The 16,478-nt window shown below is 73.7% G+C and carries 12 protein-coding genes; all 12 read right to left on the bottom strand.

Annotated features, from left to right (window positions below; genetic code table 11):
* Positions 1-10: 10 nt before the first annotated feature.
* The 12 genes from rpmA to ACFQ9Z_RS04415 all read right to left on the bottom strand — a co-directional run bounded on the left by rpmA (position 11) and on the right by ACFQ9Z_RS04415 (position 16,279).
* The gene (rpmA, locus tag ACFQ9Z_RS04470; protein WP_018846648.1) at positions 11-265 is read right to left on the bottom strand and encodes a 50S ribosomal protein L27; all 255 of its coding nucleotides are present in this window, start codon (positions 263-265) and stop codon (positions 11-13) included.
* Positions 266-279: 14 nt separating this feature from the next.
* A complete protein-coding gene (gene rplU / locus ACFQ9Z_RS04465; RefSeq protein ID WP_003990208.1) occupies positions 280-600 on the bottom strand; it encodes a 50S ribosomal protein L21 in 321 nt (106 codons plus the stop codon).
* Positions 601-799: 199 nt separating this feature from the next.
* Entirely contained in the window at positions 800-1,423 is a 624-nt protein-coding gene (locus ACFQ9Z_RS04460; RefSeq protein WP_383010603.1) for an acyltransferase, read from the bottom strand.
* A gap of 48 nt (positions 1,424-1,471) precedes the next feature.
* Entirely contained in the window at positions 1,472-2,770 is a 1,299-nt protein-coding gene (locus ACFQ9Z_RS04455; protein ID WP_383010601.1) for a hypothetical protein, read from the bottom strand.
* 69 nt (positions 2,771-2,839) lie between these two features.
* A complete protein-coding gene (locus ACFQ9Z_RS04450; RefSeq protein WP_383010599.1) occupies positions 2,840-4,123 on the bottom strand; it encodes a nucleotide sugar dehydrogenase in 1,284 nt (427 codons plus the stop codon).
* Between the two features lie 12 nt (positions 4,124-4,135).
* A complete protein-coding gene (locus ACFQ9Z_RS04445; protein WP_383010597.1) occupies positions 4,136-5,764 on the bottom strand; it encodes a glycosyltransferase family 2 protein in 1,629 nt (542 codons plus the stop codon).
* On the bottom strand, positions 5,761-7,344 hold the full coding sequence (locus ACFQ9Z_RS04440) for a glycosyltransferase family 4 protein (protein ID WP_383010595.1): 1,584 nt from the start codon (positions 7,342-7,344) through the stop codon (positions 5,761-5,763). The genes ACFQ9Z_RS04445 and ACFQ9Z_RS04440 overlap by 4 nt, the downstream gene beginning before the upstream one ends.
* Entirely contained in the window at positions 7,334-8,311 is a 978-nt protein-coding gene (locus tag ACFQ9Z_RS04435; protein ID WP_383011804.1) for a Gfo/Idh/MocA family protein, read from the bottom strand. Before ACFQ9Z_RS04435 ends, ACFQ9Z_RS04440 begins: the two co-directional genes overlap by 11 nt.
* Positions 8,312-8,352: 41 nt before the next feature.
* Positions 8,353-9,468, bottom strand: coding sequence for a DegT/DnrJ/EryC1/StrS family aminotransferase (locus ACFQ9Z_RS04430; RefSeq protein WP_383010593.1), 1,116 nt, complete (start codon positions 9,466-9,468; stop codon positions 8,353-8,355).
* 392 nt (positions 9,469-9,860) lie between these two features.
* Positions 9,861-14,102: a ribonuclease E/G gene (locus ACFQ9Z_RS04425; RefSeq protein ID WP_383010591.1), complete on the bottom strand. Its 4,242-nt coding sequence runs from the start codon at positions 14,100-14,102 to the stop codon at positions 9,861-9,863.
* Between the two features lie 262 nt (positions 14,103-14,364).
* Positions 14,365-15,141, bottom strand: coding sequence for a TIGR03936 family radical SAM-associated protein (locus ACFQ9Z_RS04420; RefSeq protein WP_383010588.1), 777 nt, complete (start codon positions 15,139-15,141; stop codon positions 14,365-14,367).
* A 46-nt stretch (positions 15,142-15,187) separates the two neighbouring features.
* Positions 15,188-16,279, bottom strand: a complete 1,092-nt coding sequence (locus tag ACFQ9Z_RS04415) for a hypothetical protein (RefSeq protein ID WP_383010586.1) — start codon at positions 16,277-16,279, stop codon at positions 15,188-15,190.
* Between the last annotated feature and the right edge of the window lie 199 nt (positions 16,280-16,478).

The following is a 16,478-nucleotide window of genomic DNA, read 5'->3' as shown; positions in this document are numbered from 1 at the left end:
AACGCTCGGGTCAGGCGACCGGAACGACGTTCACGACCTTGCGGCCACGGTGGGTACCGAACTCCACCGCACCGGGCTGCAGCGCGAACAGCGTGTCGTCGCCGCCACGGCCGACGCCGGCGCCCGGGTGGAAGTGGGTGCCGCGCTGGCGGACCAGGATCTCACCAGCGTTGACGACCTGACCGCCGAAGCGCTTCACGCCGAGCCGCTGGGCATTGGAGTCGCGACCGTTCCGGGTGGACGATGCGCCCTTCTTGTGTGCCATTTCTCCTCAGTCCCTTACTTCGCAGCCGTGGGGATCTCAGTGACCTTGATCGCCGTGTACTGCTGGCGGTGGCCCTGGCGACGGCGGTAGCCCGTCTTGTTCTTGTAGCGCAGAATGTCGATCTTCTGGCCCTTGTGGTGGTCCACGACCTCGGCCTGGACCTTGATGCCGGCCAGCACCCACGGGTCGCTGGTCACAGCGTCGCCGTCGACAACGAGCAGGGTCGAGAGCTCGACCGTGTCGCCAACCTTGGCGGTGGAAATCTTGTCAACCTCAACGATGTCGCCGACAGCAACCTTGTGCTGGCGACCACCGCTGCGCACGATGGCGTACACGCGGATCTCACTCTCTCGCTCGGGAACGGCACCCCCGCAGTCCAGCCGCCCGGGCATGAACACGGACAGCCTCTCCCGGCCGCCGAGGCACCCGGGAGGAAGAGGTTTACGGGGATGTGGCGTGTCACTCGACACGCCGACGGTCAAGGTTACGGGGCACGGCCGAAGGGGTCAAACCGGGTGGTTCGCCGGTGAGGCGTCAGGCAGGCAGTTCCACCAGTTCGGTGGTACCTGCGGCGCCGTCGGCCGGGCGCTCGGCGTAGCGGGCACCGGTCTGCGGGCACTCCCACACGCCCGGCTCGCCCTGCCGCTCGACGAGCCTCACGCCGGCCCGGCCGACCCATCCGACACGGCGGGCGGGGACACCCGCCACCAGCGCGAAGTCCGGTACGTCCCGGGTGACGACGGCGCCCGCGGCCACCAGCGCCCAGCGGCCGACACGGACCGGGGCGACACACACGGAACGGGCGCCGAGCGATGCGCCCTCGGCCACCTTGACCCCGACGGCCTCCCAGTCACCGCCGCGCTTGAGCTTGCCCTCGGGGTCGACCGACCGGGGGTAGTGGTCGTTGGTGAGGACGACGGCGGGACCGACGAAGACCCCGTCTCCCAGTTCGGCGGGCTCGTACACCAGGGCGTAGTTCTGCAGCTTGACGTTGTCGCCGATCCGGACGCCCGTGCCGACGTAGGCGCCTCGGCCGATCACGCAGCCCGACCCGAGGCGGGCCTTCTCGCGGACCTGCGCGAGTTCCCACACGGTGGTCCCGTCACCCAGCTCGGCGGACTCGTCGACCTGGGCGGTGGGCTTGACGGTGTAGCTCACTTTTGCACCTTCCTGTGGCCGCCGGACGGGCGGCTCTTCGACATCTTCTCAAGGGGGGTCCGGCGCATCGCCACGCCCTCGCACCGGCTGCCGCACCGGGCGCGCGGAGCAGTGGCGGTCGACGACGAGCGGAAGCCCCAGCACGACCGGCATCCACATCAGGCATCCGAGCCGGGCGGCCTCGTTGGTCAGCGGATGGGCCGTGACCTGGAGGGCCCCGGTGACGCCGATCGCGAAGGCGAGCCGGCCGAGCCCGTCCCCGTACCGGGCGAGCGCCCACGCCGCCAGGGCCGTGAGGAGCAGGAAGTACGGCAGTGCGGCCTGCTGCGCGGACCAGTCCGCCCAGAACCGCTCCGCGAGCCCGGCGAGCGACCCCCAGGGGTCGGGGACCTCAGGGGCCTCGAAGTGATGGGTGAAGGTGTCCTGCAGCGTCTCCTGCGAGGACGGCAGACCGAGCGTACGCATCGCCACGGCCACGCCGCCCAGCGCCGCCGCGGACAGCCCGGCGAACGCGGCGGTCCCCCTGTGCCGGGCCCGTCCGGACAGGCACAGGGCGCCCACCGTGACGGCGGCCAGCAGGGCGGCGAGCACCAGGGCCGACGAATAGCGGGTGATCGACGCGACGCCGTACGAGAAGGCGGTGAGCGACGCCCCCGCTGCCGACCACCGCCGGGACAGCAGGAGACCTCCCCACAGCGTCCCGAGCGTGCAGAGTGTGAACAGCCCCTCGGACAGCGCCTGGGCGCTCCACCAGCCGAGCGGGGTGACCAGGAAGGTCACCTGGCCGACGAGGGCGGCCCGCCCGGTCAGCCCCGCGGAACGCAGCAGACCGAGGACGAGCAGCGAGCCCGCCGCCGCGGTGAGCACCCCCAGCGCCTGCATGCCGCGCAGCACCCCGAACGCCGCGACGAAGGGCGCCGCGAGCAGGGGGTAGCCGGGGCGGCCGGCGAAGATGCCCTGGTAGCGCGGGTCGCCGGTGGTGATGTCCGGGGCGTCGGCCCAGCGGTCGAGGCAGGCGCGCTCCGCGTCCGCCCTTATCGCGTCGTCGCTCTGCCGGACCATCGGATCGAGCCGGCGGTCGTGCGCGGTGCGGTCCGCCCGGCTCGCGCAGTAGGCGGCGAGCGCCGTACCGTGCGCCTCCGCGGGCGGAGCGCCCAGATAGCGCTCCGCCGCCCGTGCGTAGCGGTACGAGTCGGGGAAGAGCGTGAACTGCGGCCCCGCCACGAGCTGGAGGACCGCGTAGAGCACGCAGATCAGCAGCGGCAGGGCAGCCCGCCGGCGCCCCGTGCCCCGGGCGGTGGCCCGGGCCGCGGCCGGGGCGGCGGGAGCGGTACGGGCTGTGTCCAAGTGAAGTCCTGCGCGGTGGGGGCGGCGCCTGCCGGGTGGCAGGGCCGCGTCGTACGGCGGGCGGCGGGTTCAGCCGCCGATGACCACCCGCCGGACGCCCTTCCAGGCCTCCGGGTCGGTCGTCCGCCGCCCGTCGACCAGGACCTTCACGTCCGGGAGGTCGGCGGGGGCCAGCTCACGATACTCGGCGTGGTCGGCCTGCAGGACGGCCGCGGTGACCTTTTCGCCGCGGTGCGGGGTGAGACCGAGCTCCGACAGTTCCTCCGCCGTGTACATCGGGTCGGAGACGTAGGGGACGGCGCCGCGCGACCTGAGCGCCTCCACGGTCGGGAAGACGCCCGAGAACGCGGTCTCCTTCACGCCGCCCCGGTAGGCCGCACCGAGGACGAGGACGCCCGCCCCGGTCAGGTCGCCGTAGGCCGCCGCGAGCAGGTCCACCGCGTACTCGGGCATCGCGGCGTTCGCCTCGCGCGCGGAGCGCACCACGGTCGCCTGCGGGTCGTTCCACAGGTACATGCGCGGGTAGATCGGGATGCAGTGGCCCCCGACCGCGATGCCCGGCTGGTGGATGTGGCTGTACGGCTGCGAGTTGCAGGCTTCGATGACCTTCTTGACGTCGATGCCGTTGCTGTCGGCGAAGCGCGCGAACTGGTTGGCCAGCCCGATGTTGACGTCGCGGTAGGTGGTCTCGGCGAGCTTGGCCAGTTCGGAGGCCTCCGCGGTGCCCAGGTCCCACACGCCGTTCGGCCGGGGCAGGTCGTCGCGAGCGTCGAAGTCCAGGACGGCCTCGTAGAACTCGACACCGCGGGCGGTGGAGGCCTCGTCGATGCCGCCGACCAGTTTCGGGTAGCGGCGCAGGTCGGCGAAGACCCGGCCGGTGAGGACCCGTTCCGGTGAGAAGACCAGGTGGAAGTCCTCACCCGGGACCAGCCCCGAGCCTTCGGCCAGCATCGGCGCCCACCGGGTCCGGGTGGTGCCGACGGGCAGCGTGGTCTCGTACGAGACGAGCGTGCCGGGCCTGAGCCCCTCGGCGATCGCCTTGGTGGCGGCGTCCATCCAGCCGAAGTCGGGCACTCCGTCGGCGTCGACGAACAGCGGGACGACCACGACGACCGCCTCCGCCCCGGCGACCGCGGCCGCGGTGTCCGTCGTGGCGCTCAGCAGTCCGGCGTCGACGGCCTGCTTGAGCCTGACGTCGAGGTCGTGCTCACCCGGGAAGGGCTCGGTACCGGCGTTGACCAGCTCGACGACCTTCGGGTTGACGTCCGCGCCGACGACCCGGTGGCCCTTGGCGGCGAACTGCACGGCCAGCGGGAGGCCGATCTTGCCGAGCGCTACTACACAGATGTTCATGGACGGTCGCTACTACTTCCTCTTGGAACCGCGGACGAGTGTGGCCCTCAGCCGGGAGGGCAGGGACCGCTTCGGCGGGAACATCGGGGCCGTGTCGATCACCACACGGCCCTTGGGGTTCACGAGGGCGGACACCCGGTAGGGGTCCTCGTAGGCACCCCACTGGCGGGCCAGCGGCATGGGCTTGCCCTTGCCGCGCACGGGGATCTCGTAGGTCGATCCCGCGACGTCCAGGTACACGCGGACGCCCAGCTTGGCGGTGCGCCCGTCCAGGGGCACCCGGGCGTGCAGCACGGTGGCGTCGCCGTCGTCCGCGAGTGCCGTCGTGAACGTTCCCCGTGGCGCCGGCAGGCCGGTGCCGGCAGGCAGCTTCCTGGCGCCCGCCTTGTCGGCGGTGGCCGGCATGGCGCCCTGGACGAGCCGCAGCACCGCGCCGTCCACGTCACCGAGCACGGGCACCCGGACGGAGGCGGTGTAGCTGATCCGGTCGTCCTCCTGCTCCCACCCGGAGGCGAGGAGTTCGGTGCCCTTGGCCAGCCGGCCGGGCACCGCCTCCTTGACCAGCTCGAAGCACCGGTCGGCCAGGCCGATCCGCGGGTCGCGGAAACCCGGGTAGCGGGCGTAGGCGCGTTCGCCCTCGAGGACGAACGGGGGCGCCCCGTTCGCCTTCTCGGAGGTGATCGCCTCGCACAGTTCCTCGATGGCGCCGGCCCGGGCCAGGCAGATCCGTACCCGGCGCTTCACGTCCATGGCGTCACGGATGCCGTCCGTGAAGTAGGCGTCCGCGAGCCGCGCGATGCCCTCGCAGATCTCCCGCTGCAACGGCCGGTCCAGAGCGGGGAAGTCGTGCTGGACGAGCTTGGCCAGCTCCCAGGTGAAGTGCCGGCGCAGGACGGCGTCGCGTTCGGGGCCGGGCTCGATGAGCCCGGCGGTGAAGTCCATGATCTCCGCCGTGCACCGCAGCCGCGCCAGGTGGTCGGCGCGATAGGTGATGTTGCCGGCATCGCCCCGCTTCACCGCGTAGTAGCAGGTGTAGTCGGCCACCACCGAGATCTTGCGGGCGCGCACGCACGCCTCGATGGTGAACGGCTGATCGCTGCCCACCGGCAGGTGCTCGGGGAAGCGCATCTTGTGCCGCTCGACCAGTTCCCGCCGGAACAGCTTGGTGTTGGCGAGGGTCCAGGGCAGCGCGGAGCCGACGAGACGGACGTCCGGGTCGTTCTTCTTGTAGAGCGCCTGGTGCACGTACCGGCCGTTCGTGCCCACCATCTTGCCGACGACGACGTCCGACCCCTGCTCGTCGGCGCACGCCACCATGCGCTCCAGGGCCTGCGGACCGAGGTGGTCGTCGGAGCCGACGAAGTAGACGTACCGGCCGGTGGCCACGTCCAGCGCCCGGTTGCTGGGAGCCGCCGGTCCGCCGGAGTTGGCCTGGTGGATCACCTTCACGGTGCCGGGGTACCGCTCTGCGAAGCGGTCGAGTTCCCGGCCGCTGTCGTCGGTGGACCCGTCGTCCACGGCGACGATCTCCAGCCGGTCCAGGCCGATGCTCTGGCCGACCAGCGACTCCAGGCACTCGGTCAGGTACGGCATGGTGTTGTACACGGCGACGACGACGCTGACGTCGGGTGTCCCACTCATGCTCTGGCCTCCTCCGCCGCTCGGACCGCGGCCCGGCGGGTGCCTCCGCCCGGCAGCAGACGGGTGTAGACCTCGTCCAGCCGGACGGCCTGGGCCTCCCAGGTCCACTGGTCGAGGAGTCCCGGCGCGTCGTAAGCGCCGCGGTAACGCCCGGCGTCGCCGAGCACCGACTTCACCGCGCGGACGAAGTCCTCCAGGTCCTCCGCCCGGAACACCTCTCCCTGCCCGGTCCGCTCGACCGTCTCGCTCATGGTCTTGACATCGCTGACGACCAGGGGCAGCCGGGCGTGGGAGTACTCGAAGAACTTGGTGATGAGCGCGATCTCGTGGTTCGGCCAGTGGTGGATCGGGATGACCCCGAGGTCCGCCGCCGACAGGAACCGCACCACCTGGTAATGCGGCACGTACGGCAGGATGTGCAGCCGCTCGCCGACCGCCAGCTCCTCCGCCCGCGCCCGCAGCGTCCGCATGTAGTCGGACGTGGTGTTGGGCACGACGAAGGCGACGTGCAGCTCCGGCAGCCGCGGCAGGGACTCGACCATGATGTCCAGGCCGCGCTGCGGGGCGGCGGCCCCGCTGTACACGGCGAGCGGGGTGTCCGTCCCGATCCCGCACAGTTCACGCAGGTCCGGGACGGGCTCGGCGGCCTGCTCCGGGGAGACCTGCGCGTCCGGGGCGTTGAGCACGACCGTGGGGCGCTCGGCCAGGTGGTGTCGCTCGGTGAGCATTCCCGCGAGGGTGTCCGACACCGTCGTCACCGCGTCGGCGTGCCGGGCGTACTCCCGTTCGTGCGCGCACTGGGCGACGTGCCAGCGCGGGTGCGGGTTCCAGGGCTTGATGCCCGGCAGGAACTCGTGGGCGTCCCAGACGAGCTTGACGTCCCGCCCCCTGGCCCGGGCGCGCATCACGGCACGGGCGCCGACGCCGAGCATGCGGAAGTCGTTGGCGTGGATGAGGTCGGGTTCGAGGTCGTCGACGACCCTGGCGTACGCCAGCTCGAAGTCCCACAGGTGGGGGTCGAGCCTGCGCCAGCTGCGGTCGCCCATCGTCCGGCGCCAGAACGCCGTCGTGAAACGGTCCAGGGGCGAGGTCATGGCCTTGCGCCGCTCTTCGAGCGCCTTGGTCCGGCGGTAGCGCAGTTCCACCCAGGAGGACAGCAGCCGGGCGGCGATCCGTGGCACCGCCAGCCCCAGCCGGGCCAGCGGCGATCCTTCCTGCCGGGCGAGGATCAGCCGCACGTTGAGGTCGGCGCGGCGCGCCTTGATCTTCTGCCGGCGGTAGGCGGCCAGCGGGCCGGGGCGGTAGGCCAGCGGCGACCGGAGCACGGCACGGCGGTACTCGTGCCGACGGCGGAAGAGCGGGCCGGGCACGGGCAGCAGGCGTACCTCGGCGTCGCCGATCTGCCAGGTCTGCCCCTTCTTGCCCTTGGCCTTGCCCAGCAGGACCACGTCCCAGCCGGCCTCGGCGGCCGACCGGGCCTCCTTCTGCACGCGCGAGTCGCCGTTGACCGCGTTGTCGACGAGCATGACGATCCGGCCTCGCGTCGCCCGGTTGCGGGGCGCGGGGTTCTCAGCTGACATGAGTGGCCAGTTCCTCCGGCTCGAGGGAAACACTGCGCTTGGTCCTCGCCGATTCCAGCACCGCCGCCGCGACCTCGACCGTGCGCATGCCCTGGCGCAGGGTGCAGATGTCGGCAGGCTCGCCGAGCACGGCGTCGCGGAACAGTTCGTGTTCGACGAGGAGGGGTTCTCGTTTGGGGATGGCATAGCGGATCATGTCGCCCTCGGCGACGCCCCGGAACGCCTGGAGCGCCTCCCACTCCGTCGCCACGGCGGCGTTGGAGTGGAACGTCAGGTCCGCGGTGAGGGTGTCGGCGATGAAGCAGCCGCGCTCGCCGGTGACCGAGGTGAAGCGCTCCTTGAGCGGGCTCAGCCAGTTGACCAGGTGGTTGACCATGGTGCCGTCGTCGAGCCTGCCCACCGCGGAGACCATGTCCTCGTGTTCCCGGCCGCTCTTGCTGACGGTGTGCGCGGAGATCGAGGCGTAGGCGCGCCCGGTCACCCAGCCGGTGAGGTCGATGTCGTGGGTGGCCAGGTCCTTGACCACGCCGACGTCCGCTATGCGGTGCGGGAACGGGCCCTGGCGGCGGGTGACCACCTGGTAGACGTCGCCGAGTTCGCCGGCCTCCAGGCGGGCTCGCAGCGAGCGCAGCGCCGGGTTGCAGCGTTCGATGTGGCCGACGCCGGCCACCAGACCGCGGGTCTCGAAGGCGTCGACGAGGCGGCGGGCGCCGGCCACGGTCTCGGCGAGCGGCTTCTCGATCAGCGCGCACACGTCTGCCTCGGCCAGACGCAGGCCGACCTCCTCGTGCAGACCTGTGGGACAGGCGACGACCACGTAGTCGACGCCCAGGTCGACGAGTTCGTCGACCGTGTCGAGGACGGGCACGTTCGGCGCGGCCCCGTACTTGTCGCCCATCGGGTCGACGACGCCGACGAAGTCGACGCCCTCGAGCCCGGAAAGGACCCGTGCGTGATGGCGCCCCATGGAACCGAGGCCGACGAGCCCGGCCCGCAGCGGTCGCGCGGTCACGACTGCTCCCCCAGATCGTTGACGGTGGAGACGATGCGCTCCAGGTCGTGCGCCGACAGGTTCGGGTGGACCGGCAGCGAGACCACCTCGGCGGCGGCGCGCTCCGTCTCCGGCAGCTCCCATGTGCGGCCGGCCTTCTGGTCCGGTTCCCAGTACGGCCTGAGCCGGTGGATCGGGGTCGGGTAGTACACCGCGTTGCCGATGCCGGACTCGCTCAGGCCCGCCATGAAGGCGTCGCGGTCGCCGCGGACGCGCACGGTGTACTGGTGGAAGACGTGCCGCGCACCCTGCGAGGTGCTCGGCGTCACCACGTTCGGCGCGGTGATGTGCTCGCTCAGGTACGCGGCGTTGGCGATGCGCCGCTCGGTCCAGCCCGCCAGTTTCGCGCGCTGCACCCGGCCGACCGCCGCGGCGACGTCCGTCATGCGCATGTTGGCGCCGACGATCTCGTTGGCGTACCGCTGCTCCATGCCCTGGTTGCGCAGCAGGCGGAGTGTGCGGGCGATGTCCGCGTCGGCGGTGCTGACCATGCCGCCCTCGAGGCTGTGCATGTTCTTGGTGGGGTAGAAGCTGAACGTTCCGGCGGCGCCGAAGGCGCCCACCGGAGTGCCGTGCAGTGCGGCGGCGTGGGCCTGGCAGGCGTCCTCCACGACGGCCAGGCCGTGGCGCCCTGCGACGGACATGATCCGGTCCATGGCGGCCGGGTGGCCGTACAGGTGCACCGGCATGACGGCCGCGGTACGAGGCGTGACGGCCGCCTCGACGGCCGCCGGGTCCAGGCAGAAGCTGTCGGGCTCGATGTCGGCGAAGACCACGTCGGCGCCGACGAGCCGTACGGCGTTGGCCGATGCCGCGAAGGAGAACGACGGCACGATGACCTCGTCACCCGGGCCGAGACCGAGAGCGAGCAGTGTCAGGTGCAGCGCGGACGTGCCGGAATTCACCGCGACACAGTGCCGTCCGGCCACCAGCTCCGAGAACTCCGCCTCGAAGGCGGCCACCTCGGGCCCCTGCACGACGCGGCCGCTGCGCAGGACCCGCACCGCGGCCTCGATCTCCTCCTCGTCGATCACCGGACTGGCAGCGGGTATCGGCTCATGGACATCGGTCATCGACATCCCCACCCCTCTTCTTCGGCGGCCTCTCGGACGCACCACGTCGTGCTTGGCCGGGGACGGCGACCGGTGACTGGCACAGAGGTCCGCGTCCCCTCATCCACCGTGGGCTGCCCCTACCTGGCCCAGCGGGATGTCAGCCGCCGTACGGTCCGGGCGCACGCTCGCGGCTCGGCGTCCTGTTGGTCAGCGGCTGGAACGGCGTCACATTAGCAGCACGGTTAACGGACTTTTCCCACAGGGTTTGTACGAGCGATGCACAGGCTTGACCAGGACCGCACCCAGCGGGCGCAGAGCGTGCCATTTCGGTACGGAACGACAGCGAGAGCGCGGGACACCGGATCCCGGTGTCCCGCGCTCTCGTCGGCACGACGGCCCGCTAGGGGCGGTCAGTCCTCCGCGACGGCCGAGACGGACGGCGCCGTCTTCTTCGCCGTCGTCTTCTTGGCGGCAGTCTTGGCGGTCTTGGCGGCCTTCTTGGCCGTCGTCTTCTTGGCGGCCGTCTTCTTGGCCGCGGTCTTCTTGGTGGCCGCCTTCTTCGCCGTGGCCTTCTTGGCGGTCTTGCGGGCCGCCTTCTTGGCCGGAGCCGCCTCCTCGACGGTCTCCTCGGGCGCCTCGGCCGCCGGAACGTCGGCCTCCGCAGCCGCCCCGGCCGGGGCCTCCTCCGCCGCGGCCGACGGGACGACCACCACGGCCGCCTCCTCGGACGCGGTCGGCGCGGTGGCCTTGCGCACGGCGCGCCGGCGGGGGCGGGCCGGGGCCGCGCTCTCCGCCTCGGCGGCCGGAGCCGGGGCCTCGGCCGCGGGCTCCTCCACCGGGGCGGCGGGAGCGGTCTCGGACACCGTCACCACGGCCGCCTCGGCTCCCGCGGGGGAACCGGCGGGCGCCGACACCTTGCGGGTCGCCCGGCGGCGCGTACGGCCCTTGGGCGCGGCCTCCTCGGCGGCGGCCTCGGGCAGCGGCTCCGGGACCACCTGGTCCTCGGCGGCCTGCGGCTCGGCCAGCGCCTCGGCGGCGGCCTCGGACCGCACCGGGCGCGCCGCCGCCTCCTCGGCGGTGACGTCCTGGGCGGTCGGCGCGGCGGCGGCCACGGCCGTCTCCGCGGCCGGTGCCTCCTCGGCCTCCGGAGCCCGAGCGGCCCTGGCCCTCGGAGCCTTCTCCGCCTTCGGCGCTCCGGCGGGCGCCGAGGCCCGGCGGCTCGCGCGGCGACGGGAACGGCCGCGGCCGGCGGCCGCCTCCGCCTCGGCGACGCTGCTGTACAGCTCCTCGTCCGGCTCGAAGTCCGGCGCGGGCAGCGCGACGGGCTCGGCGAACTCGGCCGCCACCTCGACCGCGGTCTCCACCTCGGGCTCGACGGCCTCGCCGGCCTCCACCGCCACGGCGGCGGTCTCGTGCACGTGCTCCTGCGCGTCACCGCCCCGGCCGCGCTTCTTGCGCTTGCCGCCACCGCCGCCGCCACCGGCCGCGGCCACCTGCTCCATGTGGACGATGACACCGCGGCCGTTGCAGTGGACGCAGGTCTCGGAGAACGACTCCAGCAGGCCCTGGCCGACCCGCTTGCGGGTCATCTGCACCAGGCCGAGCGAGGTCACCTCGGCCACCTGGTGCTTGGTCCGGTCCCGGCCCAGGCACTCCAGCAGGCGCCGCAGCACCAGGTCCCGGTTGGACTCCAGCACCATGTCGATGAAGTCGATGACGATGATGCCGCCGAGGTCGCGCAGCCGGAGCTGGCGCACGATCTCCTCGGCCGCCTCCAGGTTGTTCCTGGTGACCGTCTCCTCGAGGTTGCCGCCCTGGCCGGTGAACTTGCCGGTGTTGACGTCGACGACGACCATCGCCTCGGTCCGGTCGATCACCAGCGAACCGCCGCTCGGCAGCCAGACCTTGCGGTCCAGCGCCTTGGCGAGCTGCTCGTCGATCCGGTAGGTGGCGAAGACGTCGACCTCGCTGGTCCACTTCGACAGCCGCTCGGCGAGGTCGGGCGCCACGTGCGAGACGTAGCCGTGGATGGTCTGCCACGCCTCGTCGCCGCTGACGACGACCTTGGAGAAGTCCTCGTTGAAGATGTCGCGAACGACCCGGACGGTCATGTCCGGCTCGCCGTAGAGCAGCGTCGGGGCGTTGCCGCTCTTGGCCTTCTTCTGGATCTCCTCCCACTGCGCCTGCAGCCGCTCGACGTCACGGCGCAGCTCGTCCTCGCTCGCGCCCTCGGCGGCGGTGCGCACGATGACGCCCGCGTCCTCGGGGACGATCTTCTTGAGGATGGTCTTCAGCCGGGCCCGCTCGGTGTCGGGCAGCTTGCGGCTGATGCCGGTCATCGAGCCCTCGGGCACGTACACGAGGTAGCGGCCGGGAAGGGAGACCTGGCTGGTCAGACGTGCGCCCTTGTGGCCGATCGGGTCCTTCGTCACCTGGACGAGGACGGACTGGCCGGACTTCAGGGCGGCTTCGATACGGCGCGGCCCGTTGGCCATGCCGAGCGCCTCGAAGTTGACCTCACCGGCGTACAGGACGGCGTTGCGGCCCTTGCCGATGTCGATGAAGGCGGCCTCCATCGACGGCAGGACGTTCTGCACCTTGCCCAGGTAGACGTTGCCGACGTACGAGGTCGACTGCTCCTTGTTGACGTAGTGCTCGACCAGCACGCCGTCCTCGAGCACGCCGATCTGGGTGCGCTCGCCGTGCTGGCGCACGACCATCACGCGCTCGACGGCCTCGCGCCGGGCCAGGAACTCGGCCTCGGTGATGATCGGGACGCGGCGGCGGCCCTGCTCACGGCCCTCGCGGCGGCGCTGCTTCTTGGCCTCCAGACGGGTCGAGCCCTTGATGGACTGCACCTCGTCGGACGGCTCGGCGGGCTTGCGGGGTTCGCGGACCTTGACGACCGTGCGCTCGGGGTCGTCGGACGACGCCTCGCCGTCGCCGCCGCTCTCACCGGCACGACGACGGCGGCGCCGGCGGCGGCGGCTGGAGCTGGAGCCTCCGAAGTCCTCGTCGCGCGCGTCCTCGGCGTCCTCCTCCTCCTGCTCGGCGGTGTCCTCGGTGTCCTGCGCGGCCTGCTCGGCGGCCAGTTCGTCGGACTCGGCGTCCGCGCCCTCGCCGTCGGCGGCGTCACCACGGCGGCGGCGACGGCCGCCCCGGCGGCGACGGCGGCGCGAACCGGACTCCTCGGACTCCTCGGAGCCCTCGGCCTCCTCGCCCTCGTCTCCGTCGGCCAGGTCCTCGGCGGACTCCTCGGCCTCCTCCGGCTCCTCGGCCTCGGCGGGCCGCGTCTCCTCGGCGGCGGCACGGCGACGGCGGCGGCGGCGCGAGCCGGCCTCGGCGCGCTCCTCCGGGTAGGCCTCCGTCTCCTCCTCGGGCTCCTCCGCCCCGGCGGCCTCGGCCGCGGCCTGGGCGGCGGCCCGCTGCGGGGTCTGGAACTGCGGCTCGGTGAACACCGGCGCCTGGAACACGGCCACGGCGGGCCGGGCCGGACGGCGCGGCGATCCGCCCTCGTCGGCCTCGGAGTGCGCGGGCGCGGCGAACCCGGTCGCGGCCTGCCGGACGACCCGGCGGCGGCGGCGCGGGGCGGCGCCCTCCTCGGCGGGCGCCTCGGCGGCAGGGGCCTGCGGCGTCTGCGGGGCCTTGGCCTCCTCGGCGGGCCGGGCGGCGGCCGCGGGGGCCTCCTCGGCCGCGGGAGCGGCTGCACCGCGAGTGGCGCGGCGGCGGGTACGGCGGGGGGCGGCCTCTTCGGCGGCTTCGGCCGCTTCGGCGGCCGGGGCGGTCGCGGGCTCCTCCACCGGGGCCTGGGCCTCGGGGGCGGGCGCGGCGGCGGTCTCGGCGGACTCGGCGGTCTCGGCGGCGGCCGGCGCGGACGCGCGGCGGGTCGCCCGGCGGCGGGTACGGCCGGCGGGCGCGCTCTCCTCCGCCGCGGCGGGGGCCTCGGCGGGGGCCGGAACCTCGGCGGCGGGGGCCGCCTCGACGGCGGCCGGAGCGGCCTCGGGAACCTCGGTGGCCTCGGCACCCGTCGGCGCGCCGACGGGCGCGGAGGCGCGCCGGGTGGCACGGCGACGCGGGCGGGCGGCCGGGGCGGCGGCCTCGGCCTCCGGCTCCACGGTCTCCGCCTTCGCCTCGGTCTCCCCGGCGCCGGCTGCGGGCACCACGGCCTCCGCCTCGGCCGGGGCGCCGGCCGGCGCGGACGCGCGGCGGGTCGCCCGACGGCGGGTACGGGGCGGTGCGGGTTCCTCGGCGGCCTGGGCGGCCTGGGCGGCCTCCACGGCCTGGGCCGGCTCGGCGGACCCGGCGGTCTCGACGGCCGGTACGACCGTCTCGGCGGTCTCGGCGGCGTTCGGCGCGCCGGCGGGCGCGGAGGCGCGCCGGGTGGCCCGGCGTCGGCGGGCGGGGGCAGCGGGCTCCTCGGCCGCGGCGGGTGCCTCGACGGCCTCCGTCCCGGCTTGCGCCTCGTCCTCCGCCTCGGCGATCTCATCCGCTTCCGCGGCCGGTATGGCCGGCACGGTGACCTCGGCGGGGGCCTCGGCCGCGGTGGGCGGGCCCGCCGGGCGGGAAGCGGCACGGCGACGCCTGCGCGGGGGCAGCGTGTCGCTCGGCGTGTTCAGTTCGGAACCCTCGGTGGGTTCGGTCGGTTCGAGCATGCGGGCGTTTCTCCCGTCAGGCTCCCGGGCGCCGCGCCTGGTCCGGCGCCGGTCCCGAGGGACCGTTCACCGTTGACGTCCGCGGCCCGCGCGATACGCGGTGGCCGCCGTCCGGGGCGCGGGCGCCGCACGGGAGCACTCTGTGTCCTGTCTCGCCGGTTCCGTACGCCTTGTCGGTACGGCCTGGCGAAAGTCTTCTGGTCGGTGCGCTGCCCGACCCAGGTGGCTCCCGAGTACGAGGGCGGCGCTACGACGTCCGTCCCTACGCGGAACCTTCCGGCGTCGGCGCCGTCGCGGCGGCGGCCGATGCGGCCGTCAGGGCCTCGGCTGCCTCGCGGTCGGGCGCGAGCGGGTCGGTCACCGTGCCGGTCTCTTCATCGAACAGCCCCTGCGCCAGCCTGGTCACCGCTGCGGGGACCGGCGGCGCCAGGTCGGCCACGGCGCGGAGACCGGACAGGACGTCGTCGGGTCGTACGGCAGGCGTCACGTGCCGAACAACCAGCCGCAGTATCGCACAGGGCTGGTCGGTCGGCCCATCTGGCCGCGAACTGTGCGTTTCCAGTTCCGCGACCGCCGGGCGGGCGTCGAAGGTGCGGACGCCGTTCTTGGTCATGCGCTGCACCTCGACGGTGCCGGCCGCGGTGAAGGCCTCCACCGCGCGCCGGGCGTCGAGCGGGTCGACGCCGTCCAGCCGCAGCTCCCACACGGAGGCCGTGAGCCGGTCGGCGAGTCCCGGGGTCCGTGCCTCGACCGCGTCGACGATGTCGAGCCCGGTGGGCAGCGACTCGTCGAGCAGGGCGCGCAGGGTCCCGGGGTCCCGCGCCTCGGTCAGCGCGATCTCCAGGTACTCCGCCTCACTGCCCGTGCCGGTGGGTGCGGCATTGGCATACGACACCTTCGGATGCGGCGTGAACCCCGCCGAGTACGCCATGGGCACCTCGGCGCGGCGCAGCGCACGCTCGAAGGCGCGCTGGAAGTCACGGTGGCTGGTGAACCGGAGGCGGCCGCGCTTGGTGTAGCGCAGTCGGATGCGCTGCACCGCGGGTGCGGGCGGCGGGCCTTCGGGCTGTCGCTTGCCCAGTGTCCTAGTCCTTCGTGAGAGCGGTGGTACTCCTCTCAAGAGTACGTGTCCCGCGGCCCACGGGTTCCCGTCGGTCCACCGGAGGCGGCGGCCCGGGCTCGCCGAGCAGCGTCCGCCGGAGGTCGGCGCGGGCCTGCCGTACGGTGTCGCGGGCGCCGGCCAGCGCCTGCCGTACGCTCCGCCCCACCGCGTGCGCCGTCTCGGCGGCGGGCCTCAGCACATGGTCCCGGACCGCGTGCCCGGCGGGGACGAGGACAGTGCGGTGCACCCAGCGCACCGGGTCCACGAGGATCCACCGCAGGAGAGTCCCGAGCACCCGCCCCGCGGCCCGCGAGATACGCCCGGCGATCCGCCAGGCGTGCCGGAGGGCCTCCCCGGTCTCCCGCGCGACGACGGCGAGGACCCGGCCCACGGGCACCAGCACCCACCGCCACAGGGCGAGGGCGGGCAGCACGAGCAAGAGGCGGGCCGTCCGGTACAGGGCGGCGCCGACGCCCGTGACGAGGGCTGTCACCAGCCACGCCAGCGCCCGCCCCACGGGCGCGAGCACCCACGCGTACAGCCACCGCGCCGGGACGACCAGGAGGTACCGCCCCAGCCAGGCCGCCGCGGCGCACGCCCCCGCCCCGGCCGCCGCCAGCAGCAGCCCCGCGCCCCTGAGCAGCCGGGCGGTCCGCCGCCCGGCGGGTGCCAGCACGCGCGCGTACAGCCACCCGAGCGCGGCGCCGACCGCCCGCGCGACCCGGGCGAGCCCATGCCCGAGGGGCGTCAGCACGTATCGGTAGAGCCATCGCGCCGGTACGGCGACGAGCGCCTTCCCGAGCCACCCCAGCGCCTTCCCGGCGGGCGCCACGACCCACCGCCACAGCGCGACGAACGGCAGGACGAACAGGGCCCGTCCGAGCCACCGCAGCGCCCGGCCGAGCGGGCGCAGCACCGTGCGGGACAGCAGCCGGCCGGCGGCGGTCAGCGCGTCCCACGCCATCCGCACCGGCACCACCAGTACGAGCACGACGATCCGCACGGGAACACGGATCGCCACGGTCAGGCACCCTTCGGGGTGCGGCGGCCGGGCGGGCGGCTTCTCGAGGTCCATACCCGGACAGACGCGGCCGGCGCCGGTACGGATGCACCCCAGGAAGTCCTGACGGCAGGGGTGCCGGGACCGTCGGCTCCCCCGTCGTCCCGCCCGCGGGACGACGCCGCACACCGCCTGTCGCGCCCTCCCTGTCACCGGACGACCACAGGCGGGTAACACATTGACCCGGCCACGCCAAAAGGCATGGTTTCCGGTC

It is taken from the genome of Streptomyces sp. NPDC056580 (assembly GCF_042793175.1).
Taxonomy (GTDB): domain Bacteria; phylum Actinomycetota; class Actinomycetes; order Streptomycetales; family Streptomycetaceae; genus Streptomyces.
Note: the sequence above shows the minus strand (reverse complement) of the source record. Positions and strands in the feature narration are given on the sequence as shown.

Bases quoted from the DNA above. Each gene is read 5' to 3' on its own strand.
- rpmA (WP_018846648.1), bottom strand. From the start codon at position 265: ATGGCACACAAGAAGGGCGCATCGTCCACCCGGAACGGTCGCGACTCC.
- ACFQ9Z_RS04450 (WP_383010599.1), bottom strand. From the start codon at position 4,123: ATGAACATCTGTGTAGTAGCGCTCGGCAAGATCGGCCTCCCGCTGGCC.
- ACFQ9Z_RS04445 (WP_383010597.1), bottom strand. From the start codon at position 5,764: ATGAGTGGGACACCCGACGTCAGCGTCGTCGTCGCCGTGTACAACACC.
- ACFQ9Z_RS04440 (WP_383010595.1), bottom strand. From the start codon at position 7,344: ATGTCAGCTGAGAACCCCGCGCCCCGCAACCGGGCGACGCGAGGCCGG.
- ACFQ9Z_RS04435 (WP_383011804.1), bottom strand. From the start codon at position 8,311: ATGGGGCGCCATCACGCACGGGTCCTTTCCGGGCTCGAGGGCGTCGAC.
- ACFQ9Z_RS04430 (WP_383010593.1), bottom strand. From the start codon at position 9,468: ATGACCGATGTCCATGAGCCGATACCCGCTGCCAGTCCGGTGATCGAC.
- ACFQ9Z_RS04425 (WP_383010591.1), bottom strand. From the start codon at position 14,102: ATGCTCGAACCGACCGAACCCACCGAGGGTTCCGAACTGAACACGCCG.
- ACFQ9Z_RS04415 (WP_383010586.1), bottom strand. From the start codon at position 16,279: ATGGACCTCGAGAAGCCGCCCGCCCGGCCGCCGCACCCCGAAGGGTGC.